The sequence below is a fragment of the Dickeya sp. ws52 genome, assembly GCF_007210685.1.
Taxonomy (GTDB): domain Bacteria; phylum Pseudomonadota; class Gammaproteobacteria; order Enterobacterales; family Enterobacteriaceae; genus Dickeya; species Dickeya chrysanthemi.
This window is the reverse complement of record NZ_SZVX01000002.1, coordinates 26089-50958: the sequence shown is the minus strand read 5'-3', so window position 1 is coordinate 50958 and position 24870 is coordinate 26089. Positions and strand designations below refer to the sequence as shown.

18 protein-coding genes, 1 tRNA gene and 2 pseudogenes are annotated in these 24870 nt (G+C 49.8%); 12 read left to right on the top strand and 9 right to left on the bottom strand.

Annotated elements, in window-relative coordinates; all coding sequences use genetic code 11:
• Positions 1-210 precede the first annotated feature (210 nt).
• A complete protein-coding gene (locus tag FDP13_RS02060; protein ID WP_143838434.1) occupies positions 211-1251 on the top strand; it encodes an NADP(H)-dependent aldo-keto reductase in 1041 nt (346 codons plus the stop codon).
• 63 nt (positions 1252-1314) lie between these two features.
• On the opposite strand, the gene FDP13_RS02055 is transcribed toward FDP13_RS02060, so the two are convergent.
• The 4 genes from FDP13_RS02055 to trmB form a co-directional block, all read right to left on the bottom strand.
• Complete coding sequence (locus FDP13_RS02055; protein WP_143838432.1) at positions 1315-4410, bottom strand: autotransporter domain-containing protein; 3096 nt, start codon at positions 4408-4410, stop codon at positions 1315-1317.
• A 224-nt stretch (positions 4411-4634) separates the two neighbouring features.
• Entirely contained in the window at positions 4635-5348 is a 714-nt protein-coding gene (locus FDP13_RS02050; protein WP_143838430.1) for a DUF2884 domain-containing protein, read from the bottom strand.
• A gap of 109 nt (positions 5349-5457) precedes the next feature.
• Positions 5458-5802 carry a YggL family protein gene (locus FDP13_RS02045; protein ID WP_143838428.1) on the bottom strand — a complete coding sequence of 115 codons (345 nt, stop codon included), beginning with the start codon at positions 5800-5802 and terminating at the stop codon, positions 5458-5460.
• Positions 5802-6521, bottom strand: coding sequence for a tRNA (guanosine(46)-N7)-methyltransferase TrmB (trmB, locus tag FDP13_RS02040; protein WP_143838426.1), 720 nt, complete (start codon positions 6519-6521; stop codon positions 5802-5804). The genes FDP13_RS02045 and trmB overlap by 1 nt, the downstream gene beginning before the upstream one ends.
• 159 nt (positions 6522-6680) lie before the next feature.
• On the opposite strand from trmB, the gene mutY reads away from it, so the two are divergent.
• The 4 genes from mutY to ansP all read left to right on the top strand — a co-directional run bounded on the left by mutY (position 6681) and on the right by ansP (position 11076).
• Positions 6681-7766 (top strand): A/G-specific adenine glycosylase, encoded by a 1086-nt coding sequence (gene mutY, locus FDP13_RS02035; protein ID WP_012770878.1) that lies wholly within the window; start codon positions 6681-6683, stop codon positions 7764-7766.
• A gap of 2 nt (positions 7767-7768) precedes the next feature.
• A complete protein-coding gene (locus FDP13_RS02030; RefSeq protein ID WP_012770879.1) occupies positions 7769-8041 on the top strand; it encodes an oxidative damage protection protein in 273 nt (90 codons plus the stop codon).
• Positions 8042-8095: 54 nt separating this feature from the next.
• Entirely contained in the window at positions 8096-9178 is a 1083-nt protein-coding gene (mltC, locus tag FDP13_RS02025; protein ID WP_012770880.1) for a membrane-bound lytic murein transglycosylase MltC, read from the top strand.
• Positions 9179-9618: 440 nt separating this feature from the next.
• Positions 9619-11076 carry an L-asparagine permease gene (ansP, locus tag FDP13_RS02020; RefSeq protein ID WP_012770881.1) on the top strand — a complete coding sequence of 486 codons (1458 nt, stop codon included), beginning with the start codon at positions 9619-9621 and terminating at the stop codon, positions 11074-11076.
• Between the two features lie 75 nt (positions 11077-11151).
• Here the strand turns inward: ansP and FDP13_RS02015 are convergent, their stop codons facing one another.
• Positions 11152-13305, bottom strand: a complete 2154-nt coding sequence (locus FDP13_RS02015) for an ornithine decarboxylase (RefSeq protein WP_143838424.1) — start codon at positions 13303-13305, stop codon at positions 11152-11154.
• A gap of 658 nt (positions 13306-13963) precedes the next feature.
• Between FDP13_RS02015 and FDP13_RS02010 the strand changes: the two genes are divergently transcribed.
• Both FDP13_RS02010 and FDP13_RS02005 read left to right on the top strand, forming a co-directional pair.
• Positions 13964-14039 (top strand) — tRNA-Phe (locus FDP13_RS02010).
• Between the two features lie 163 nt (positions 14040-14202).
• The gene (locus FDP13_RS02005) at positions 14203-15462 is read left to right on the top strand and encodes an integrase arm-type DNA-binding domain-containing protein (RefSeq protein WP_143838422.1); all 1260 of its coding nucleotides are present in this window, start codon (positions 14203-14205) and stop codon (positions 15460-15462) included.
• Between the two features lie 969 nt (positions 15463-16431).
• On the opposite strand, the gene FDP13_RS01990 is transcribed toward FDP13_RS02005, so the two are convergent.
• Entirely contained in the window at positions 16432-16653 is a 222-nt protein-coding gene (locus FDP13_RS01990) for a helix-turn-helix transcriptional regulator (RefSeq protein WP_012883610.1), read from the bottom strand.
• Between the two features lie 120 nt (positions 16654-16773).
• Here FDP13_RS01990 and FDP13_RS01985 point away from each other — a divergent pair, with 120 nt between their 5' ends.
• On the top strand, positions 16774-17034 hold the full coding sequence (locus FDP13_RS01985; protein ID WP_012883609.1) for a helix-turn-helix domain-containing protein: 261 nt from the start codon (positions 16774-16776) through the stop codon (positions 17032-17034).
• Positions 17035-17138: 104 nt separating this feature from the next.
• On the top strand, positions 17139-17405 hold the full coding sequence (locus FDP13_RS01980; protein WP_143838420.1) for a helix-turn-helix domain-containing protein: 267 nt from the start codon (positions 17139-17141) through the stop codon (positions 17403-17405).
• 348 nt (positions 17406-17753) lie between these two features.
• Here the strand turns inward: FDP13_RS01980 and FDP13_RS01975 are convergent, their stop codons facing one another.
• Complete coding sequence (locus FDP13_RS01975) at positions 17754-21947, bottom strand: hypothetical protein (RefSeq protein WP_143838418.1); 4194 nt, start codon at positions 21945-21947, stop codon at positions 17754-17756.
• Between the two features lie 131 nt (positions 21948-22078).
• On the opposite strand from FDP13_RS01975, the gene FDP13_RS01970 reads away from it, so the two are divergent.
• The 3 genes and pseudogenes from FDP13_RS01970 to FDP13_RS01960 form a co-directional block, all read left to right on the top strand.
• Positions 22079-22669 (top strand): hypothetical protein, encoded by a 591-nt coding sequence (locus FDP13_RS01970; RefSeq protein ID WP_143838416.1) that lies wholly within the window; start codon positions 22079-22081, stop codon positions 22667-22669.
• 157 nt (positions 22670-22826) lie between these two features.
• Positions 22827-23441: a YagU family protein gene (locus FDP13_RS01965; RefSeq protein WP_012770884.1), complete on the top strand. Its 615-nt coding sequence runs from the start codon at positions 22827-22829 to the stop codon at positions 23439-23441.
• A gap of 51 nt (positions 23442-23492) precedes the next feature.
• Positions 23493-24220 (top strand): annotated as a pseudogene (locus FDP13_RS01960) (IS5 family transposase); the annotation flags it as partial.
• On the opposite strand, the pseudogene FDP13_RS01955 reads toward FDP13_RS01960, so the two are convergent.
• Positions 24216-24566 (bottom strand): annotated as a pseudogene (locus FDP13_RS01955) (GNAT family N-acetyltransferase); the annotation flags it as partial. The pseudogenes FDP13_RS01960 and FDP13_RS01955 sit on opposite strands and share 5 nt — an antisense overlap.
• Positions 24563-24814 (bottom strand): DUF1778 domain-containing protein, encoded by a 252-nt coding sequence (locus FDP13_RS01950; protein WP_234424363.1) that lies wholly within the window; start codon positions 24812-24814, stop codon positions 24563-24565. The gene FDP13_RS01950 and the pseudogene FDP13_RS01955, both read right to left, overlap by 4 nt.
• Positions 24815-24870: the final 56 nt, after the last annotated feature.

Here is a 24870-nt window from a genome sequence, read left to right as displayed (position 1 = left end):
TACGGTTTCCCCTCAGCCGCCCCACATCGGGGCGATCGTTCAGCTCGTCCCCTGCCACTCCCGCGTCTTTGCGGGAAGAACGCGTTTTCCCCGCATGAATACTCCACCTTGCCGCACAAAGGGCCTTCCCCCCTCCTCACGGCTTGGTTATAGTCAAAATTGCGGTGCCGTCGCACCCGAGTTACTCAGAAGAATAAAAAGGAAACCGCAATGCTCTATCACCGTATTCCCCACAGCAGTTTGGAAGTCAGTACGCTGGGTCTGGGCACCATGACCTTTGGCGAACAGAACAGCGAGGCCGATGCTCACGCCCAGTTGGATTTAGCGGTTGCCGCCGGCGTTAACCTGATTGATACCGCGGAAATCTACCCGGTTCCGCCGCGTCCACAAACGCAGGGGCTGACGGAAAGTTATATCGGTTCCTGGCTGAAAAGCCGCGGCGGGCGTGAAAAGCTGATCATCGCCAGCAAAGTCGCCGGGCCGGTACGTCTCAACGACAATAGCCTGCGCCCGCAGCAAGCGTTGGATCGAAAAAATATCCGTGCCGCGCTGGATGACAGCCTCAGACGTCTGAATACCGATTACATCGACCTGTATCAGTTGCACTGGCCGCAACGCCAGACCAACAGCTTCGGCAAGCTGAACTATCAGTACACCAACGAAAAACCGGCCGTCACGCTACTGGAAACGCTGGAAGCGCTGAACGAACAGGTACGCGCAGGTAAAATTCGCTATATCGGCGTGTCGAACGAAAGCCCGTGGGGAGTGATGCGCTATCTGCAACTGGCGGAAAAACACGAACTGCCGCGGATTGTTTCGATCCAAAATCCGTATAGTCTGCTGAATCGCAGCTTCGAGGTCGGTCTGGCGGAAATCAGCCAGCATGAAGGGGTAGAACTGTTGGCTTACTCGCCGCTGGCGTTTGGCACATTGACGGGTAAATACCTGAACGGCGCCAAACCGGCCGGCGCGCGCAATACGCTGTTTAGCCGCTTTGTGCGCTATTCTGCGCCGCATACTCAGCAAGCCATCGCCGAGTACGTGGCGTTAGCGCAAAAACACGGACTGGATCCGGCGCAAATGGCGCTGGCGTTTGTACGTCAGCAGCCGTTCGTCGCCAGTACACTGCTGGGGGCGACCACGCTGGATCAGTTAAAAATCAATCTGGATAGCCTCTCTCTGACGCTGAACGGCGAGATACTTGACGAACTGGAAGCGATCCACCGCCGCTTCACGTTCCCGGCACCGTAATAACAGCCCCCCGGTAATCCTACCTGGGCTTGCTTTTCGCCGTGTAGAATTACCGATTTCACCTCAGAACGTGAGGCCAAACTGCATGTTGGCGCTGTTCTCGCTCATGTTATCGCTCACCAGACCTTTATAGCCTAGCAACAGCGTCGCATTTGGCTTAATCGCCAACGTGACGCCCACCCGCAATAGCAAAGCATCGCGATCATCCGTCGCAGAGCGGATCGTATAAGCATCGCCGCCTTGCACAAAACTCAGCCGCGTCTGGGTACGGTCCGATGTCAGACGCCGCTGATAGCCGGCATCGACATAGAGTCGGACCGGTGAGAGAGAAGACCAGCGCGCTTCGCCGCGTAAGCCCAGCGTTGAGTATCCTGCGCCACTGCCCTGACGCTCCCAGCGCAGTGCGGCGGCGCTACCGTGCTCCTGCCCCCCCGCAAGATCGAGCCAGGCATACGAGACATTGCCATAAGGTTCAACGCTTAAGCTGTCGTTGAACACGAACCGGTGACTTCCTTCTGCAAACCCCTGAACCAGATTCGCATGATAATCCGCCTGAGCACGGCTCGTGAGCCCGGGCACCTGAATGTCTCGCTCGCTGTCCATATCCAGATAGCTGTAGACCAGACCGGAGCGCCATGCGATACCGCTATAGCTCGTTCCCCAATAGCTGCCGACGTGATAGGCCGTCACATCATTGCTGGCGGCACGCGCCTCGGTTTTGATCTTGCTTTTCTCTGCACCGACGGCAAAGCCCAACGCACTACTTTCACCCATTGGAGCGCCATTGCCGATTAAGAAACCATAACCGCTGTGATTAATGCGTGAGGCTTCGGTAGTCTCATCGAACTGACCATTGTTAGCCCACGTACTCAGCCAAAGTGACTGTGCCTTTTCATCGTGCAGCGCGCTATTGATCTCGTCTCGCACATACCGGCTACGCTGGAGCAATGCGGCACGCGAAGCCGCGTAGATCTCGCCGTCGAGGGTATCGAACGCCGTGCGCGCGGCCCCTTCACTTTGGCTGTTGGCAATAGCCGAGAAAACCGCACCACGTTGCTGGCTCTCAATTGCCTGCGCAACGGCGCGTTGATTACGGCTGGCGGCAACGTCGTTAAAGGGCCGATTATTACGCACCACATCCAGATAAGCCTGTTTGTTGCTATAGCTCAGCGTATCTTGCAGGAAAGGCTGGGTTAAGTTGGACGTTAATCCATCAAAGTTGCCGCTCAGAGTACCGCCGACATTCAACAGGGTAAACCGATTGCCCAATGACTGCGAAGGCGCATCCAGCACCACGGTGCCCGCCAGTGTCGCATCCTGCGTGACATTCAACCCGTCGGCGTTCCCCTGCCCATCAATCTCATAGTGATAAAGACTGCCGGACTTAAAAACCACATTACCAACCGTTAATGTGCCAACCGATGCGCCGGGTGAAAGCGTAGAGCCGTTCTCAAGCGTCACCGTGCCGGCGATTTTGCCATGCCCGCCTAGCGTTGCTGTCGATTGCACCCAGACATCGCCCGCCAGACTGCCGCTCCCCTGCGCGACCTTACCCACCACGACGCTACCACCGGCGACAATGGTCGGCCCAAGATAAGTATTATTGCCCGTCAGGTAGAGCACCCCCGCCCCCTGCTTGCGTAAGCCGACATCCAACTGATACAGGGAACTCCCGCTGGTTGTATTTTTCACCTGAGCGATATCATTGCTCCAGGTGCTGGAATATCCTTGTGTATCAACTGCGTAAATCGCGTAGTTGCCGTTAAACGCGCCGCTACTGAGATCGCTATTGCTTAGCCGCTGCGCATTCAATGCGCCCGGCCCCTGCACGGCTTTGTAAGCGTTAACCATCCCCTGGCCAAACAGCGACTGGTAATCCGCCGTCGTGAGCACATTGATATTCTGCGCGCTGGCGCGGGCTAGAATCGCGCTGCGGACCTGATCATCCGTGAGGTTATTGAAGAACGTATCCTCTCTGACTCGGGCCAGCAGCACGGTCATTTCCTCATCGCTGAATGTGACGCTATTGCTCGTCGCATACACATTGAGTTCGCTACCGAGATAGTTCTGGTGGTCATCGTAATTCTTGTGAATGAGCAACACCGCACGCGGGGTGTTACTGCCGGTGAGCGGCGTCGCCGTGGACAAGAGAATATCGGCGAGTTGCTTACCGTTGAGATACGGAAATGCCTCAGACGCCAGCGCGGCAACGCCCGAAACATAAGGCGTCGCAAATGACGTACCGCTGAATGCCCTCGTAGTGCCGGCATCTCTGGTCGAGACAATGTTTACGCCCGGTGCAAGCAACGTGTACGCAGACGCCCCAAATCCCAGATTGCTGAATGATGCAATAAACGCCGCGCTGGAAGGACGTTGAGAAGGGTCGTAAGCCACAACATTTAACCAGTTATTGGCAATCGTATTATCAATACCGTAGGCATCCAATAGCGTGGGCAGCCCGGCAATAATCGACGGAGTCAGGTGCCCCTCGTTCCCGGCAGCAAACACCGTTAACTGGCCCAGCTTTGCCATCTCCGTACCAATCACCATGTTGTTATTGATGATGCCGTTCAGCAATTCAATCTGACGATCGGTGCTGAACGTCTGCACCGTGTCGTTAAATATTCGGTATCCCCAGCTATTATTGACGATCTTGATATCCGGACGATCGAGCACGTTAAGCTGGGCATTCACCAATGTCTGCGATGAAAAGGTGGTGCCAAACGGCAACAGAGTCGCCTGATAAGCGATGCCGTGAACGCCGCTATCGTTTTTCGCCGCACCAATGACGCCCGCAACCGCGTAGCCATGAAACGCACCACTCCAGGGAGAGGAAATCCACCCGCCCCCCGAGTCCACCCGCCCGGCAAATTCATCACCGTTCAGCTCACCGGTAGCATCAATAACCGCTACGCCAACGCCCTTCCCCGAAAACCCGAGCCCGTAGGCCTCTGCTGCGTTGATAGAATCCAACGCGGCACCGTTGCGCTCATACTCCGCCGTCCGAAAATTATCCGCGCCCCATAACGTTGCAGGACAAAACAGCAGTACCCCCATCGCAAGCACACGGTAACGAGCGCCATCATCGCCCTCTTTCACACCGGCATGGCGCGATTTAGCCGTGATGCGCATTTCCTTGCTTTCCCACACCGATAGCATTAACGCCACCCCACTAGAATACAAGAGTGATATCACTCTATGTTACCAATGAAAATAGTCATAACGCATGAAGGTAACAATTGATGAACATGCTAAGGATGAATGTTACGAAGCCCCCGGATACGGGCATAGAGGAGACAGATAAGAAGATACTGAAAAGTGAGAGAGAATGGTCAAACGATCAAAAAACGGGCATCAGCCCGTTTCCTTAACGCTACGTCAACCTACTTCAATGTTTGCAACAGGCTCTTGCGTTGGTTTTCCAGTGCCGTTACCCGGTTACAGACATCGTGACCAAAACGCTGAAAATCCGCTTCCTGATCATTCCATTCGGTCTGAATCGCTTTCTGCAACCCGCCGAGGTTGCCCATCATTGCCTGTAATGGGTTGCCGCCGCTCCCCATCTGTTTCACGCCCATTTCGTTAAGGCTATCCTGCAAGACGCCGCCCATCGTACGTTCAACGATTTGCCGCCCATCCTGCTCAACCTGTTTAATCGCCTGATGATGGAAAGTCAGGCCATCGCTACGATGCTCGATAATCCGATTCATCTGCTGCTTGAGTTGCTCATCCAGCGTACCAAGGCGGTTACGCACATTACTGTCGCTGCCCAATTGCTGCACAATGACCTTATCCAGCGCCTGGCGCGCTTTCTCCAGATGCTGCCTGGCTCCGTCATCAATCCACGGCAGTTGCTGGCGAAGTTCAGACTGGTACGACTTGGCCTGCTGGCGCTGTGCCGCGCTGAGGTTCAGCGCACTGCCGTTGCTCACGATGTCACCCTGCGGCGAAATTTGCAGATTGCCGCTGGCGCCCACCACTTTCACACTCTGCGGGCTGATAACGATGTCGTCCTGAGGTTGAACATTGCACTGATAAGCGGCCTGCGCCTGCCAGGCCAGTAACATCAATGCTCCCAAGGTCACTTTACGCAACATAAAGACTCCTGAAAAAACAGCGCCCGACGCCGGCCGGAATAGCCGGCGGCAAAGACCAACGACCATCATCACCGGCGATAACCGCCAGTGGTGACCAAGAACGCGCGGTTTAACCGAGGTTAGCGGGCAAATCCCACCAGATATCAAACAGATCGCTGACCGTCACATCCGTCAATTGATGGGATACCAGCCAGCTACGCACCAGCTCGCGCTGTTCATCGGTGCAGTTACCCAGCTTTTGCAGGCACACCAGACCTTCCCACTGCAAATAGCCGCTGCCTTCAAACGCCAACCCATTCGGCTCGATCACTTCATCGACGAACAGATCCAACGTGCGGTCAATCTCTTCCACGCCGATTCCCTGTGGAAAACGCCAACTAACGGAAAAACCAAACTCCTGAAACTCATCGATATGTAACTTTTTACGTAAACGACGACTCCGATTCTTAGCCATTATTGATTCCTCTCAAACATCAGATCCCAGACACCATGGCCCAGCCGCTGGCCGCGGGCCTCAAATTTAGTCAACGGCCGTGAAGCCGGACGCGGTACATAATCATTATGGTCCGACAGATTGCGATAACCTGCGACCGCACTCATCACTTCGAGCATATGTTGCGCATAAGGTTCCCAGTCGGTCGCCATATGGAACATGCCGCCAATCGCCAGCTTACGCTTTACCAATTCAGCAAACGGCGCCTGTACGATTCGGCGTTTGTTATGACGCGCCTTGTGCCACGGGTCAGGGAAAAACAGCTGCACCATGGCAAGCGAACCATCGGGGATCATACGCTCAAGCACTTCCACCGCGTCATGACACATCACCCTGAGGTTATCGACGCCCGCTTCCTGCGCCGCCCCCAAGCAAGCGCCCACGCCGGGGACATGCACTTCTATACCGATAAAATTTTGTTCCGGATGCTGCTGCGCCATCGTCACCAGCGACGCCCCCATCCCAAAACCGATCTCCAACACCACGGGCGCATCTCGCCCAAATAACCGGGCAAAATCCAGCGGCTCATTCTGATATTCCACGCCCATCACCGGCCAAAAATCATCCAACGCCTGTTGCTGCCCTTTGGTCAGGCGGCCCTGGCGGCGCACAAAACTGCGGATTCTACGCAGCGGGCGGCCGTTTTCATCGAATTCCGGAGAGATGACGTTATTGATCATAATGCTTTCTGTAAGTCTGATTGGGTTGGGAAAACGCGCATTATCCAAGGATACGGTTGTTTAGCAAGTAGGCGGAGGCGGAAAGTTCCGGTTTACAGTACATTCACTCTGTGCTGGAATCGCTGTCAAATTTTTACCTGCCGGATAACGACGCCCCTTATGATGCAAGCGCAACAGTTCGCGCAACAGGTACTGGAGTGGTACGAGCGCTACGGCCGTAAAACCCTACCTTGGCAACTTGAAAAAACCCCTTATAAAGTCTGGCTGTCGGAAGTGATGCTACAGCAGACTCAGGTCGCCACCGTCATCCCTTATTTCGAACGGTTTATGGCGCGTTTCCCTACGGTAAGCGAACTGGCGGCGGCGCCATTAGACGACGTGCTGCATCTGTGGACCGGACTCGGCTACTATGCCCGCGCCCGCAACCTGCATAAGGCGGCACAGACCATCGTTAATCGCCATGGCGGCGATTTTCCTACTCGCTTTGACGACATCGTCGACCTGCCCGGCGTGGGCCGCTCCACCGCCGGCGCCATTCTCTCGCTGTCGCTCGGCCAGCACTACCCGATTCTGGACGGTAATGTCAAACGGGTGTTGGCGCGTTGCTACGCCGTAGCCGGCTGGCCCGGCAAAAAAGAGGTCGAGAAACAGCTATGGGCGCTAAGTGAAACCGTCACGCCCGCGCGCGGCGTCGAAAAATTCAATCAGGCGATGATGGATCTGGGCGCGATGGTCTGCACCCGCAGTCGCCCGAAATGCGAACTGTGCCCGCTCAGCAACGGCTGCATCGCTTACGCTAACCACAACTGGGCCGAGTACCCCGGCAAAAAACCCAAACAGACTCTGCCGGAAAGGGACGCCTGGTTCCTGTTGCTGCAAAACGAGCAAACCGTCTGGCTGGAACAACGCCCGGCGGTCGGCTTGTGGGGCGGTCTGTACTGTTTTCCACAGTTCGCCACGAAAGATGAACTGACGCAATGGCTCGAGCAGCGCGGCATCCGGCGGCAGGGGCTGCGGCAGGGCATTGCTTTTCGTCATACCTTCAGCCATTTCCACCTGGATATTGTACCGATGTGGCTGGATATCTCCGACAACGGTTCCTGCATGGATGAAGGTGCCGGTCTCTGGTATAACTTAGCGCACCCGCCGTCCGTAGGGCTTGCCGCCCCGGTGGAACGGCTGCTACGCCAGTTGGCTCAGCCGCAATCGGTCTTCGCTGACGCCTGCGCACATGATGAGGAATAAGCATGAGCAGAACCATTTTTTGTACTTTTTTACAACGCGACGCCGAAGGGCTCGACTTCCAGCTCTATCCCGGCGAGCTGGGTAAACGTATCTATAACGAAATTTCGAAAGAAGCCTGGGCCTTGTGGCAGAGCAAGCAGACCATGCTGATCAACGAGAAAAAGCTCAACATGATGAATGTAGAGCATCGCAAGCTGCTGGAGCAGGAGATGGTGCAGTTCCTGTTCGAAGGCAAGGATGTGCATATCGACGGTTATACCCCGCCGCAACATTAAATGACAGGGGCCGTCAGGCCCTGATGCATCCCTGATCCCGTACGGCTTGATACGATGAAGAAACTGTTTGTTTTGCTGCTTGTCGCCCCGTTGTTGATCTCCTGTTCCAGCAAAAAAGGAGGTGAGAACAACGAGGCTTTTATCAAAGACACCAACGCCTTCGACATTTTGATGGGGCAATTCGCCAATAACATCGAAAACATCTGGGGATTGAACGAGGTGTTGATCGCCGGCCCCAAAGACTACGTCAAATACTCTGATCAATATATGACGCGTAGTCACGTCAACTTTGACGCCGGTACTATCACCATCGAAACCATTTCTTCAACGAATTATCAGGCCAGTCTGCGTCAGGCCATCATCACTACCTTGCTGATGGGGGATAACGCCAGCAATACCGACCTCTATTCCGACGCCAACGATATCCAAATCAGCCGCGAGCCGTTGCTGTACGGCCAGGTGTTGGACAACGCCGGCCAGCCGATCCGCTGGGAAGGCCGCGCCGGCAATTTCGCTGATTATCTGCTGCAAAATAAACTGCAACGCCGCACGTCCGGTATGCGCGTGATCTGGTCGGTGACCATTCAACTGGTGCCGAACCACCTGGATAAACGTGCGCACAAATACCTGCCGATGGTGCGTCAGGCTTCCGAGCGCTATGGCATCGACGCTTCGCTGATTCTGGCGATCATGCAAACCGAATCCAGCTTTAACCCCTATGCGGTGAGCCGCTCCGACGCGCTAGGATTGATGCAGGTGGTGCAGCACAGCGCCGGGCGCGACGTATTCAAGATGAAAGGCAAATGGGGACAACCGAGCCGCAGCTACCTGTTTGACCCGGAAAACAACATCGATACCGGTACGGCTTATCTGTCGATGCTGAAAAACGTCTACCTGTCGGGCATTCAGGACCCGACGTCGCAACGCTACGCGGTGATCACTGCCTATAACGGCGGTGCCGGCAGCGTGTTGCGGGTTTTCTCCAGCGATAAGGACACCGCGTTTAGCCTTATCAATAATATGTCGCCCGGCGAGGTTTACCAGACGCTGACCACCCGCCATCCATCGGCGGAATCGCGGCATTATCTGTACAAGGTCAACACGGCGCAGAAAAACTATCGCGGTTATAGTCGCTAACGTCGCACGCTACAGGCGGTGTCCGGATTTCATAACGGACGCCGCCTATTTCCCTCTGTTGGTCAACGTTTTCTGCCTCCCGCCTTGCAGCCTCCATCCAACACATTAGTAATGATTAATAAACAACCAATACAAACGATTGGTTACAGTCATAAGCAAATACTATCTAAAAAGCCAATTAATAGATTTAAAGACTTTAAAATCGAAATTTATCAAATTAATTATTTGAAAAAATAAAAATAGAAAGCATAAAAACAAAACAAACCCATTGAATAAACGCAGAGAATTTTTGCCTCTCCGGTCAGGAAACGGTAGCATCGCTGACGTTTTTGGCCCACCAACGCGGCAGAGCCAGAAAACCTAATCCACTCGATGAGTCAGGCTGTGACACAACAGCCATTTCATGCTCCTGAATGACAGACAAGGGAACCTAACGGGTAATGAATCAACATAAAAACGAGACCGAACACCACGCCAAACGACGCTGGCTCGATTCACATGAGGCGGGTTACCACAAAAGCATGGGTAACCGTCAGGTACAGATGATCGCCATCGGCGGTTCGATTGGTACCGGCTTATTTCTTGGTGCCGGTGCACGGCTGCAAATGGCAGGCCCGGCGCTGGCGCTGGTCTATCTGGTATGCGGCATTTTCTCTTTCTTCATTCTGCGCGCCCTGGGCGAGCTTATCGTCCATCGCCCCTCCAGCGGCAGCTTTGTTTCCTACGCCCGCGAGTTTTTGGGTGAAAAAGCCTCTTATGTCGCCGGTTGGATGTATTTCCTCAACTGGGCGATGACCGGCATCGTCGATATCACCGCGGTCGCGCTCTACATGCACTACTGGGGCACCTTTGCCGAGGTCCCTCAGTGGATGTTCGCACTGGGTGCGCTGGCGATCGTCACCACCATGAACATGATTGGCGTGAAATGGTTCGCCGAGATGGAGTTCTGGTTTGCGCTGATCAAAGTTGCCGCAATTTCCCTGTTTCTGGTGGTGGGCACGATTTTTCTGGGGTCCGGTAAAACGCTGGATGGCAACATACCGGGGCTGCACCTGATTACCGACAACGGCGGCTTATTCCCACACGGCTTGCTGCCGGCATTGGTGCTGATACAAGGGGTTATCTTTGCGTTCGCCGGCGTAGAGCTGATCGGCACCGCCGCCGGCGAATGTAAAGACCCGGAAAAGACGCTGCCTAAAGCGGTCAACAGTGTTATCTGGCGTATTGGCCTGTTTTACGTCGGGTCGGTCATTCTGCTGGTTTGCCTGCTGCCGTGGAATGCGTATCAGGCTGGGCAAAGCCCGTTCGTCACCTTCTTCAGCAAGCTGGGCGTGCCCTATATCGGCACCATCATGAATATCGTGGTGCTGTCGGCGGCGCTCTCCAGCCTTAACTCCGGGTTGTACTCCACCGGCCGCATCCTGCGTTCGCTGTCTCAGGGCGGTTCCGCGCCGAAATTCCTTGGCAACATGAGCGCCCAGTCGGTGCCCTATGCCGGGATTCTGGTCACCGTCTGTATTCATGTGATCGGGGTATTTCTCAACTATATTGTGCCGTCGCAGGTATTTGAAATCGTGCTGAATGTAGCCTCGCTCGGCATTATCTGCTCCTGGGCATTCATCATTATTTGCCAGATGAAGTTGCGTCAGGCGATTCGTCAGGGCAAAGCCGCACCGGTTGCTTTCCGTATGCCGCTGGCGCCGTTCTCTTCCTGGCTGACGCTGGCGTTTTTGCTCAGCGTACTGGTACTGATGGCGCTGGATTACCCGAACGGAACCTGGACTATCGCCACCATTCCGGTGCTGGCCATCATGCTGATTGCCGGCTGGTACGGGCTGCGTAAACAGAAAGAAGAAGTCAACCGGCTGAAAGCGGAACACGAGAAAACAGCCGCTTGATGACCCATTAGCGATAAAAAAACCGGGGGGGTATTTCCTCCCGGTTTTTTCTTTGGTGAATACAGCACAAGCCAGTTAGCGGGCAATCACATTCGCGCACAAGCGCTTGCTGCCGTCTTCCTGCGCCACGCTGTAAACCCCCTGCAACTCCGGCGCAAAGCCCGGCATCAGGTTAATGCCTGCCTCCAGCGCCTGGAAATAGTGCAGAACCGCACCGCCCCAGATCTCCCCCGGCACCACGCACAGCACACCCGGCGGATAAGGCAACGCGCCTTCGGCAGCGATGCGCCCTTCCGCTTCAGCCAACGGCACTAGATCGACCTCGCCACGAATATACGCGGTATGCGCATCCTGCGGCAGTACTACCGCCTGCGGGAAAGATGCTTTGCGGAACATCTCTTTCTGTAGCCGCTTCACGTCGTGGCTAGCATAAAAATCATGCATTTCCTGGCACAACTGCCGCAACGTATAGCCGGCATAACGCTGCTCATACTTGTGATACAGGCTCGGCAAGACTTCGCTTAACGGCGCATCCTGCTCGATCAGTTGCTCGAACTGCACCAGCGCCGCTACCAGACGCTCCATCTTCACGCTATCTTCCGCCGGCGTCAGCAGGAACAAAATCGAGTTAAGATCGCACTTTTCCGGAATAATGCCGTGCTCACGCAGGTAATTGGCGAGAATGGTGGCTGGAATACCAAATTGGGTATAAGCGCCGGTTGCCGCATCAATTCCCGGCGTGGTCAGCAACAGCTTGCACGGATCGACAAAATACTGTTGCTGCGCGTAGCCCTCAAAGGCGTGCCAGCTCTCGCCAGGCTCGAAGTTAAAGAAACGCACGTCTTGCGCCATCGCTTCGGTGTCGTGATCCTGCCAGCGTTTCCCCCCCACCACCGGCGGCACAAACGGCTTGATAAGCGAACAGCGTTCCAGCAGTTGCTTACGCGCTTCAATCCCCAGCCTGACGCACTCCATCCACAGACGGCGCCCGCTCGGCCCTTCATGCATTTTGGCGTTGACGTCCAGCGCGGCAAACAGCGGATAAAACGGGCTGGTGGAAGCGTGCAGCATGAAGGCGTTATTTAGTCGCTTATGTGGGCAAAAGCGCTTTTGTCCACGAATGTGGTTGTCTTTCTTGTGGATTTGCGAGGTTTGCGAGAAACCGGCTTGCTGCTTATGTACCGATTGGGTGACAAAAATCCCCGGATCGTTCTCGTTTAAGTCCAGCAACAGCGGTGAGCACTGTTCCATCATCGGGATGAACTGCTCATACCCCACCCAGGCTGAGTCAAACAGAATGTAGTCGCACAAATGACCGATGCTATCCACCACCTGCCGGGCGTTATAAATAGTGCCGTCATACGTACCCAACTGAATCACCGCCAGACGGAACGGCCGGGCCTCGTCGGCACGCGCCGGGGCGACGTCGCGTATTAACTCGCGCAGGTAGCCTTCATCAAAACAGTGCGCATCCACGCCACCGATAAAGCCGAACGGGTTGCGGGCCGTCTCCAGATAAATCGGCGTTGCGCCGGCCTGAATCAATGCGCCATGGTGGTTGGATTTATGGTTATTTCGATCGAACAACACCAGGTCGCCGCGCGTCAGCAACGCGTTGGTCACCACTTTGTTCGCCGCCGACGTCCCGTTCAGCACAAAGTAGGTTTTGTCTGCGTTGAACACGGTAGCCGCGAATTTCTGCGCTTTTTTAGCTGCACCTTCATGGATCAACAAATCGCCCAGCTTCACATCCGCGTTACAGATGTCGGAGCGGAACATATTTTCGCCATAAAACTCGAAAAACTGACGCCCGGCCGGATGCTTGCGGAAAAACGCCCCACCCTGATGCCCAGGACAGGCGAACGTGGTGTTTTGCATACCGACGTATTTAGACAACGTGTCAAAAAATGGCGGCAGTAAACGAGCCTGATACTCCGCCGCGGCTTTTTCCAACTGAAGCGCGTGTTCTCCGCCTTTATCCAGACTCAGCCACTCGCTGCCCGGCGGCAGCAGTTCCTCACTGGTGTGCCACGGTTCTCGCACCACGAATGCCGGAATACCGAAACCGGAATGATGCATCACCGACAGGATGCCGCTACGCGCCTCCTCAACCGACACCACAACGGCCGCGATATCGGTAAAATCGGTCTGACTGAGCGCCACAACCGGACGCAAGGTGATTAGACGGGAGGCAACCGCCGCATTAGCCGCAATTTTTAACTGTTTCATGTACCCAAACCCAAACGGTTAAGAATGAGTGTACGTGCCGGAAAGACACCACGCAGAGATAACGCTACGGTTTAAGCGTAACGTACCCCATCAACTACTGCCCAAAACGACGAACAGAATGCCAGCTAACCGCGACAAACGTATGACCCACGCCGAAGGCACAGGTAAACACGCATCATCTGGGACCAGCACCAGCCGATAGACATCAGTAAAATCAGAGACCGGTCGGCTCTATTTTTAATCATGCCTAACAGGGGGCGTAAGTACGCCTCACCGCATAGTGGCAAGGGACAATCGGGAAAACAGAGACGGGGTGAACGCCATACGTTCAGGATGCGGCGACAGCAGCAGAGATCCGGCGCACGGTGTCTGTACCATGAGCATTGAATCCAACATATCCGCAATCCTCTAAATAACCGCAGGTGGAAGGTAAGCTAAAAACCGCGCAATAGTGGCATTATTTTTCGCCGAATTCAAGACAACGAATGTGACAGTATTTATCGGCGCCATGCTGCACGCCATCGGGCCCGCCGTCGCTATTACCACGCCGTCGAACCCACTTAAAACAGCACCGGCTGACTGAAAATAGAGCAACCGCAGCGATTATGACAGAAACTCGTTGACGCTCTTCGTGATATACGGTTTAATGCGCCCCGTTGCCCGGATAGCTCAGTCGGTAGAGCAGGGGATTGAAAATCCCCGTGTCCTTGGTTCGATTCCGAGTCCGGGCACCATATTTTTGTTTTGGGACGTTCCTATACGTCCGGGAACATAGCAAAATCAGTGAGTTGATGAAAATCTGGAGTACCTCAAGGTACTACCAGATTTTTTGACATCCGTAGTTTTTGGGGGCTTAATTGGGGGCCTGTCGGTTCGATAAACTACGGAGCCCCCACCATGCCTCTGACTGATACCGCCATCCGCAACGCCAAGCCGCTCGATAAACCTTACAAACTCAGCGACGCGCAGGGTTTATACCTGCTGATTAAACCTAACGGTTCCAAGCTCTGGCATCTTAAGTACCGCTTCGGCGGCAAGGAGAAGAAGCTGGCGTTTGGCGCTTACCCGACTGTCTCGCTTGCCAGTGTCCGTAAACTGCGTGAAGAAGCCCGAACTATTCTCAGCGCAGGGGACGATCCCGGCGTAAAAAAACAGCACGACAAACAGGCGAAGAAAAACGGTAATACCTTTGAAGCCATCGCTCGTCAGTGGGTGGCCGCGAACATTCGCTGGAGTGAGGCACACGCCGCCAAAGTCCTGCGTTCACTGGAACTGCACGTTTTCCCGCTCATCGGCAATGTCCTTGTCACCGACCTGAAAACCGCCGATCTGCTTATCCCGATACGGGTGGCAGAGAAAAAGGGTTGTCTGGAAACGGCTGCACGGATACAGCAACGCACGACAGTCATCATGCGTTACGCCGTACAGGAAGGACTGATTGCCAGCAATCCGGCCAATGACCTCTGCGGCGCAATCACCCCGCCGCCAAAAAACCATTACCCTGCCCTACCGTTAGAAAGGTTGCCGGAACTACTGGAAAGAATCGAAGGCTATTCCGGCAGACTGCTGACAAGATTGGCGGTACAGCTTAATTTGCTGATCTTTATCCGTTCCAGCGAATTACGTTTTGCCCGTTGGACGGAAATCGATCTGGATAACGCCATGTGGACACTTCCCGCACAGCGGGAGCCCATTACGGGTGTGCGTCACTCAGAGCGTGGTGCAAAAATGAAAACACCGCATCTGGTGCCGCTGTCAAAACAGGCGGTAACGGTACTGAAGCAGCTAAAACTACTATCCGGCAACGGGGATTTGCTCTTTCCGGGCGATCACGATGCGCGTAAACCAATGAGTGAGAACACTATCAACAAAGCGCTGCGAACGATGGGGTACGACACGCAGGCGGACATCTGCGGACATGGCTTCCGCACGATAGCATGTAGCGCGTTGATTGAATCAGGTCGATGGTCAAAAGATGCCGTGGAGCGGCAGATGAGCCATCAGGAGCGCAACCACGTTCGCGCCGCCTATATTCACAAGGCGGAGCACCTCGACGAACGCACGCAGATGATGCAATGGTGGTCGGATTATCTTGATGCCTGCCAGCATCAGTTCATCCCGGCTTATCGCTTTGAGAAGTCGATTAAGGTTGCCTGAGTCAGACGGATGCACTGATGGAATAAGCCGCTTCTGATCGAAAAGAGTCGGCTTATATTGTTTCTTTACGCCGCTGTTGCATCAGGGCTGAGGCGGAGCGCAGCAGAGCGAGCACCGAACATCCCTGATACAACAGCGGGCTCTGTCACCATCGCAATGACCCGTTTTTACCGGGACAAGCGATACGACAGACCGAGCTTGTATGGCTTTTTAATGGATGCGAACAGCAGAAATTAAAAAGTGGCGTGAGGCGAGTAAATTCCATTTCGCAGAAATGGCTAATTTGCGTCGCCGAACCCATCTGCAAACAGCCGCGCCCACGCGGCTTTTGCAGACCGGGGGGAGCCGCAAAAAATTTGCCGCCCCAGCGAGCAAATAGGCGCGCCCACGCGCCGGTTTTTGTGGGGGGCTTGCCCCGCACACCGTCGCCGCTAAGTCTCCGGCCACCAGCCGGTAGCGTGGCGCGACCAACCCATTTAAAGCGGCGTTTCCCGTTATTTCGCACCGAGCCAGCGAGGAAAAGAAATAACAGGCTAAAACGCGCGTCTTAAAGGGGTTGGTCGCGCGTAGCGCGCGACGGTGTGCCGCCGTTGACCTTGGGGGTTTTGGCGTGGCGTCCAGCCACGACATTACCCCCATGCGCCAGGCAATAAGGGCGTCCAGCCCGCATGAACTGGCGCACGCCGTTTTGTGCCGGGAAATGTATTTTCCGGCACATGACTGCATTGCGGCCACCGCATTCGCCTCACGCTGTCGGCGCATCACATCGGCTCATACCGTGAGGCGAACTAATGAGGCAATCTCATGAGGCGAATAACAGATGAAGATGATGGAATCAATAATAGTGACACTCACTATCGCGACTCACTGAGAAATTTATCGATAAAAGTAAACTGCCGCGCTTCGCTTGCCTTCTCCCGAACCGTTACCGACCCAAGCCGATAACGGTTCGGGAGATCCTGTTTTACTTTAACGATTTTCTGACTTGCGGTAACGGGAAGGCCAGATTTCCGCAGGCGAAACACCCAGCGCTTCTGCAATCAGCTTTTCCCCTTTAGGCCAGTGTCTTGTTAGCGCATTTGCCAGCGTGGAAGACGCTAACCCCGCGTTACGCGAAACCGCTGCCAGTGTTGTTCCTCGTTTTCTTAACCCGGCGATGATATCAGCCGGGTGCCAGTCTTTATCAATCATCGCCACGATCCTTATTCTGTAGCCTCACATTAAACATCATTTGTTCAGAGAGTCTAAACAACCACGATGTTAAGTAATGCTAAACACTAAGTCAATCTATGATCATTGATGGTGTAATGAATGCTGCCTGCTCGTCTCAAAACCGCCCGACTACGGGCAGATCTCACTCAGGAAAAACTGGGAGTTCTTGCTGGCATCGAGGAAGAAACTGCACGTTCCCGCGTGTCTCAGTATGAAGGTGGGATACATCGTCCAACGTTTGAAATGATGTGCGCATTTGCAAAGGTGCTTAATGTGCCGGAATGCTACTTTTACACCGTTAACGATGATTTTGCTGACATGATCCTGGAGCTTTATCTTAAACATCAGCGCCATTCCTGATGAATGCAAAATAAGTACCCCTCCCTATTGTTCAGGAAGTCTAAGCAACCATCATGTAAAGTAGTGCTAAACATGCTATCAATATTCTTATTGATGGTGCCATTATGCTGCCCATTCGCCTTAAAACTGCCCGCCTACGAGCAAATCTCACTCAGGAAAAGCTAGGCGTACTGGCGGGTATTGAAGAAGCCACCGCACGATCACGCATATCCCAATATGAAAGCGGTATACATCGCCCAACATTTGAGATGATGTGCGCGTTTGCCAAGGTGCTTAATGTGCCAGAATGTTATTTTTATACGGTTGATGATGATTTTGCGGAAGTTATTTTAAAGTTACATAATGGTGAAAGTGTTCAATGGGAAAAATAAATCAATCCACATAATAATTTTTAAAATTAAATTCATTTATTGGAAAGAGCAACCTTGTAGGTTGTAAACAGGATGTATTTTCCTATCTTACTGGGAAATGATTAGTATTACTATTTTCCCACTCAACCATAATTCAATTGCCATGCTGGGTTTCATAGGCATGAAAAACACTAAATTCACCATATGCAAAATATGCTTCATTAAACAAATAATAACTAGCTATAATATTATTTCCTATCAGTATAGCTATATTACCGGCACCTGACTTTACAAGTGCCGGAGTGGGTCGTTATCGTAAAAAGGCGACCAATAATTTTAATAAAATAGGAACTTATTATCAGATAGCATCTATTTAACCTTCCAGCTCCCATCTAAATAATTATTTTTTAAAGAATAAACCCCATATATCTCCAGCCATTTATCACCATCGAGATCGATTGGATGCATTGAATGAACATTTTTCTCACCAGTAACAACCCAAATTATATTTAAATTATTTTTTGAAAGAAATTGTTCTATCTTATTTTTATCAACAATGAGTGCCGATTCATTTTCATACTGAATAGAGGGATCCAGAAATATAATTTCCCCATCGCAATCCAACCATTCCCCGGTATTTTTAGAATAGTCCAATTTCATTCCATGATACATAAATTCGCAAGGTGCCAGATATGATAGCCCATTATCACCCGACGAATCAGATTCCCAATAATGTCTTTCTGCTGTTAAACAAATATTTGCAATAGGTTTTCCTCTTCTTCGCCAATTAGTATGAATATCCTGCCATCCCTTATCCCCATAATACGGGTCGTCAAAAAATTTATATGCTGGCGACCAGTAGTACTCTCGACTAAATACTCGGTATTGCTCATGCGTTTCTGGTAAGTTTTGGATTAATGACAGATCCTTATTCAACTTGCTTATTAATTTTGTAAATTCAACTTCTTTGACTAAATAACTTCTAACTTTATACCAAAGGTGCTTAGTCGAATGTCCATATTTATCCGCACCAAGAGGAAGTGGTTCATCCCATGTAAAATAGCCATCAAGCAAAAAATACTTTTTATTATCAGCAGAAAAAGCTGATATCATTTCAATTGGGTCAGGTAGATTACTCTCTCTTTTCAACCAATCTTTAATAGATCCATCCCAATCATTATAGGTTTTTTCATTATTCCAAAATTTTTTTTGTTTTATAATCTCTTTACTATAAGGCATCGTGGTAGGATCTATATTTCTAACAAATATTTCCCATGGCCCCTGAAACCAGACATAATCTTTCGGCTCTGACCATCGACTTCTCCCATCTGCCTGCTTATGATTATCTGCAATACGAGCCAGAACCTCATATAATGCAATCCATTGGTATTTTTTACCTATTCTTTCTTTCCTGTTCCTACTTCTATTTCCTTCACCAGCATATCGATCAAACTTTCCATGCTTCTCTACATCATAGCCATATTTCTCAAAGATCAGCTTACAAGCATAGTTACTTAAATCATTAGGATCAAATTGATCCCATCCTGATAAGGCACTTTCAAATGTATAGCGCCCAAAATCACCATACCCGCCTGTACCACGACCATATTCAGTTACCATTGAGCTTAATATGGCATTCTGACTCCAGTAATATTTTTTAAAATCCGTAGCATTATAGTCATATTTATACGCATCAATCTCCTCATTGGTAGGGAAAGTCGTCGGAAAATAACTACGATATGGAGGTCGAATGATATCAATGTTATTGAGTTGATATATATTCTTATATACTGCATATTCGATTATATTTCTTGCATAATCCCTGACAAGAACATTAGGATATACCTCTTCAGCTTCAAAAATAGTAGCAGCAATATTTTCAGAAAGTTTATCCAGCCCTTCCAGAGTAACAGAGTTTAAAACCGCGCCATAAGAAGCTGCTAGAATTCGCTCAATTACATAAGGATCATTAACATCTTTAAAGCTATCTATGAGCGCCGTAATCGTTTTAATATTATTTTTTAATAAATTGGCTAACGATTTCGTTGCACTATCTCGTAATTTTATATTTGTGCTCGTCAGTAACCATGACAGTGCCTTAGCGGCCAGTAATCTTGAGTCATCCGATAAATAAAATTTATCCTCTTCCGATCCAGCCCAGTCAATTAAGCGCTGCATCGAAGAAATTTCATAATCATCTAAATTATGGAGATACTTCGTCCAGAATGAATCTCTATTTGCCATTGAATGTTTTGAAAGGAATTTATGCAAACTATCTGCATTATAAAAATGCTCAGGATCGGAGGATACTGTATAAACCATCTGCATAAAGGCATCAAATCCATTGTCAAATGGAATGATATATTCATTAATATACTTTAGAGTCTTTTTCTCAATATTATCGGTCTTACGCCAGATAAGACATGAAATGAATGCACGTATAATTCCATCATGCTTCTTATATTTATCATCAACTAGCTCATAAAGCTCTTTACCAAATCTTTCAGGCAACTGAATAGAAAGTGACTCAACAACCCCCTGATAAAGATAAATTTGTTTTATATATTTATATAACTCACCATTATCTTTAAAAATATAAACCAGTGCATCACTATTATTTTCTAAATATTTATTCAAAAGAAAAGATACTGTCAGATGATCTTCAAATCGTTCATAAGCAAGATAGACACCTTCTTCATAATTATCTTTCTCATCCCAATAAATATTCTTTGATAATATTCCTTCGGAAATTAATTCATCAAGAAAACGACGTCGATCACTATATCGCCTAATGTTTTTCTCTGCTATATCAAATGCAGTTTCATACGGAATAAAAATCAAGTCATTACTTAGCTTATATTCTATTAATTCATTAATAGTTTTCTCTATAAGCTTAGAATTTTCAGGGTAATTAAAATAGGAAGGCCTCGATAATTTAGCCTCAACGCTGTTTATAAAAAAAGCAATGATATTACTTATCCCGGAATATCCTTTAGGAATTTTACTGAATCCAGAACGATGTAAACCTTCGCAAAAAATTTTAAGAAAAAGTGGGTTACTGAATTCCGGATGTAATATCGGGATCTCTGGTTGCTCTATGTTATATTGAGAAAAGAAGAACTTAGACGCCTGATATTCGACATTTCTAAAACCAGAATGGGTAATCCGTGTTATTTTATTTTCATTGAAAAAGTCTTTTGGGACAATTAATTTATCATATGAACTTCTGATACTCAAAACAAGTCCGAGCCAAGGGTATTTAGAGAACTGATTAATCATACCGACTAAATAATCAGGCCAAAAATACCGCCCTTTCCCTTCATTGATTGCATCAATAATAAATAGCAGACGCTCTCCCTGAGCCTCTGCTCTGGCATTCAATGCTCCTAATAAGACATTTTCTTTACCATCAACACGCAGAATATTTCTTAGTATTTGTGTCCATGGTGACTCTTCTGATACAAAGTTCTGCCCCAAAAGCAATAGGCAGGGAACCCTACTCTTTATTCGATGGTTTGCTATATCCGCTAATAAATGAGATTTTCCAATCCCGGCCTCTCCTGACAGAATCATTAGAGGGTTATTTGCCAATTTCAACATTGGGCCATTTATAAAGTCTGAAAAGTCAGAAATTGCCTGCCACGTATTACTAACCTGATACCTCAGATCGTCATTTTTCTTATCACTATTATCAATAAATTCATGTTCAAAATCAGATAAATACTTACTAATATTATCTATGTAACTCAACAATAAATTTATATCAAACTGTTCCAATCCACGGACTTCGGAAACAAAGCAGCCTTTAACATCAGAAATCCATCGTTTAAATTCCTCAGAAGTATTATTACCAGAATGATGAATGGACCGTTCTGCAAACTTGTTAAGTTTTGCAAGGAAGTCATGGAAATTTCTATGTACTACCTTATAAAAATCACTATTTCTGCTGATTGCATCAAAATTTCTGGCAATATCTAGTTCGACATTCAATTCAGGTGTATATCGTTTACCAAGGTTTTTAGTACTCTCTTCTACCTGTTCGCAAAACCAACGCTCTGTCAGTTCTTCCATTGAAAACCAAAAATGCAACCGGCCAGCGTTATTTTCCTGCGATAAGCGATGAATTAGCTCTGAACTTCCCCAATACTCAATGCTGATATCTCTTCCCAGCCCCTTAGCATATTGTATCCATTCAGCAACCTTTTTATTCCATTTATCCATAAACCAATCCTGATCTTTTCTACGAGGATCCTGACGGTCTAATGGAATACATATATAATATTTAGTAAGGCTTGGATGTGTTTTTAAAGCAGTTTCAAATGACTCCTTTATCTGTTTCCACTGAGCATCCCCCATACAAAAAAAATACTTTGCCTGCCAGCCATATTCAGAACCATCATCAAGTATACAGTAAGCTTCAACACCGCCATCAGGCGCTGCCACACGGCGAAAATCCACTTTGTTTTTAATAGGTTCTTCTCTTGCTAACTGACAAATTAGTTCTTCAAAAGCATTATTCTGAGAATTGTTGAACGTCCTAATGTCTTCCCATCTTATCGACATATTGATTCCTTGCGGTGTATGTTCAAACCAAACGGCACATGGTACTGATTTATTGAATATAAAAGATTGTACGAATGATACAGACCAGATACAGCATTAAGCAGCGTTAACCGAGAAAACAACTGTGTTTCATGACAAAAATCACAAAAACAAAGCGATTTTTTATGGGGGCTTTCGTGGGGGCACTGTTTACGATAAATACCAATAAAACCAATGATAAACAGCATGTTAATCGTGGATACGATTCCGAGTCCGGCACCACTATTCATAAGGCCTCGCTGCAAAGCGGGGCTTTTCCTTTTCTGGCTACGGTCGGTTTCTGGTCGTTGCAACACGTTATTTTTTGCTGGATTTCTCGCCATTTTCGCAGATGTTCGTTACTTTTAGACACCTCAATAGCCTCTGATGAGCCTGTTCCTTACCTCGCTGCTACGGTCTTTCTACGGTCCTCTACGGTTCCCCTTTCTCAAAATATTCATAATGAAGTAGAAAAACGGGGGAAATGGGGAATTTCATTTTTTATGTTATTTAACAATATGTTATTAGTCATTACTCCCGGGGGGAGACCGGGGAAACTCCTCTTCAGGCAAGGGGAAAGAACTCAGCGTCATCAATTTCCTCCAGTCAACCGGGTAAGCCCACTATACTCTCCACCTGTAATATTCCTGTTTTTCCCTTATGATTCTTCGCATCAGCAAAACCCCCGCTTTCCACGTATCTAAAGAAACGATTCAGCCGAAGTTATGCGCTATATAATGACATACATCATATTCAGTATAAGAATGAGAGTACGCCATTCAGTACATTTCTTTACAATCTATGTTTTCTGTGAATACTAAGACAGAGTTGTATAATTCAAAAAATTTATGGATGAAATATATGAATATATTTGAACAGACACCGCCAAACCGCAGACGTTATGGTCTTGCTGCGTTCATCGGACTGATTGCTGGTATCGTTTCAGCATTTGTTAAATGGGGGGCTGAAGTACCGCTGCCTCCCCGCAGTCCGGTTGATATGTTTACTTCTGCATGTGGCCCTGAGTCACTCATCCGGGCAGCAGGACAAATCGACTGCTCCCGTAACTTCCTGAATCCTCCATATATTTTCCTTCGTGACTGGCTCGGCCTCGCCGATCCTAATGCGGCAGTGTATACCTTTGCAGGACATATATTTAACTGGGTGGGTGTAACACACATCGTCTTTTCGCTCATCTTTGCAATAGGTTACTGTATTGTTGCTGAAGTCTTCCCTAAGATTAAACTCTGGCAGGGCTTACTGGCCGGTGCATTAGCACAACTTTTTGTTCATATGATTTCTTTCCCTCTCATGGGATTAACGCCGCCATTATTTGACCTTCCATGGTATGAGAACGTATCTGAAATCTTCGGTCATTTAATCTGGTTTTGGTCTATTGAAATTATTCGCAGAGATCTTCGTAACAGAATAACTCACGAGCCAGACGCCGAAATCCCCCTAGAGTGTGTCCCGTAACTGTTTTTTGTACAATCAGGGACATGATTTCACCACAAAAAGTGCTTTAATTTGGCTCGTTATGATTTTCCCGATGAAGCCTGGGCGCTGATTTCTCCCATGCTGCCACCTGAAAGAGGCTCTTCCCGAGGCGGGCGTCCTTACTTTGCGCACAGACATGTCATGAATGGCATATTTTGGGTGCTTTGCTCTGGCGCCCCCTGACGGGATTTACCTGAGCGTTATGGTCAATGGAAAACCATTTACAACCGTTTCAATCGGTGGTCTAAAGCCGGAGTAATGTACAGTATTTTCAATAAATTACTCCAGATTCTGGATGAAAAAGCACTGATTGACTGGGGTGTTATCGCGCTGGATGGCAGTAACGTTCGTGCCCTGAAAGCGGCGGCCGGTGCGAAAAAAAACATCCCGATGAATGTGAGGACCATGGGCTGGGTCGCTCTCGCGGCGGCTTTGGCACCAAAATCCATCTGGCGACAGATGGCACAGGATTACCGCTGAGTTTTTGCCTGAGCGGTGGACAGGCCCACGAAAGCCGATACGCGGAAACGTTGCTCAACCGGGTCGGGATTATCCGAAAAAGCGGGCACCTGAAATCACGTCCGAAAGCGGTGCTGGCGGATAAGGGTTATTCAGGTAAAAACCTTAGCATTCATTTGAAAATGAAAGGAATAAAAGCGGTTATTCCTTTTAAATCGAATGAGAAGGCCACTCAGGACGGACGTCTGCCCCTCAATACGAGTCTGTACAAAAAACGCAATGTCGTGGAGCGTTGCTTTGCGATACCTGAATCACCCGCAGCCCTGCATCGCGCACCAGCGCTCGGCCAACGCCCTGACCATGCCATGATTTATCTACCGTCAGACGACCCAGCACCACCACCGGGATCGGATCGGGCATATTGCGGCGAAAGCGTCCAGACGCAGCGTTTGTCATCACGGCACTGGAGGCCAATGAGTAATACGCCAGCACTTTTGAACCATCACAACTGACGAAAGTCCTTGATGCGCCAGTGACCTGATTTTTCATCGCCCGTTGTTTCAGCCAGTTATCCATAGACTCCACACCGCAACAGAATGCAGATAGTACATGTTCGGCGCTGAGTGGCTCAGGAGCGGAGATCATTTTTTCTGTTCCCACGGTGCAGGTGTTTGCATGGTTTTACGTAGCGCGGCATTCGGCGAGGGAGTTTGATCCAAGCGGGCAAGGAATTCCTGATAAGCATCGGGATCTGCCATAATGATACGCTGATCGATCAACGCTTCCTCTGCGGCGGCGCGAGCAGCTTCAAGCACAAAATCAGTGCGATTTTTCCCTCTGGCCTTCGCCGCACGGTCGATAAGGTCACGATCGGCGGGCTTGATGCGTAACACGAAACCTTCGTAACGCTGGCAAGTGAGCTTTATAAACGAAACATCGCATACCTGCA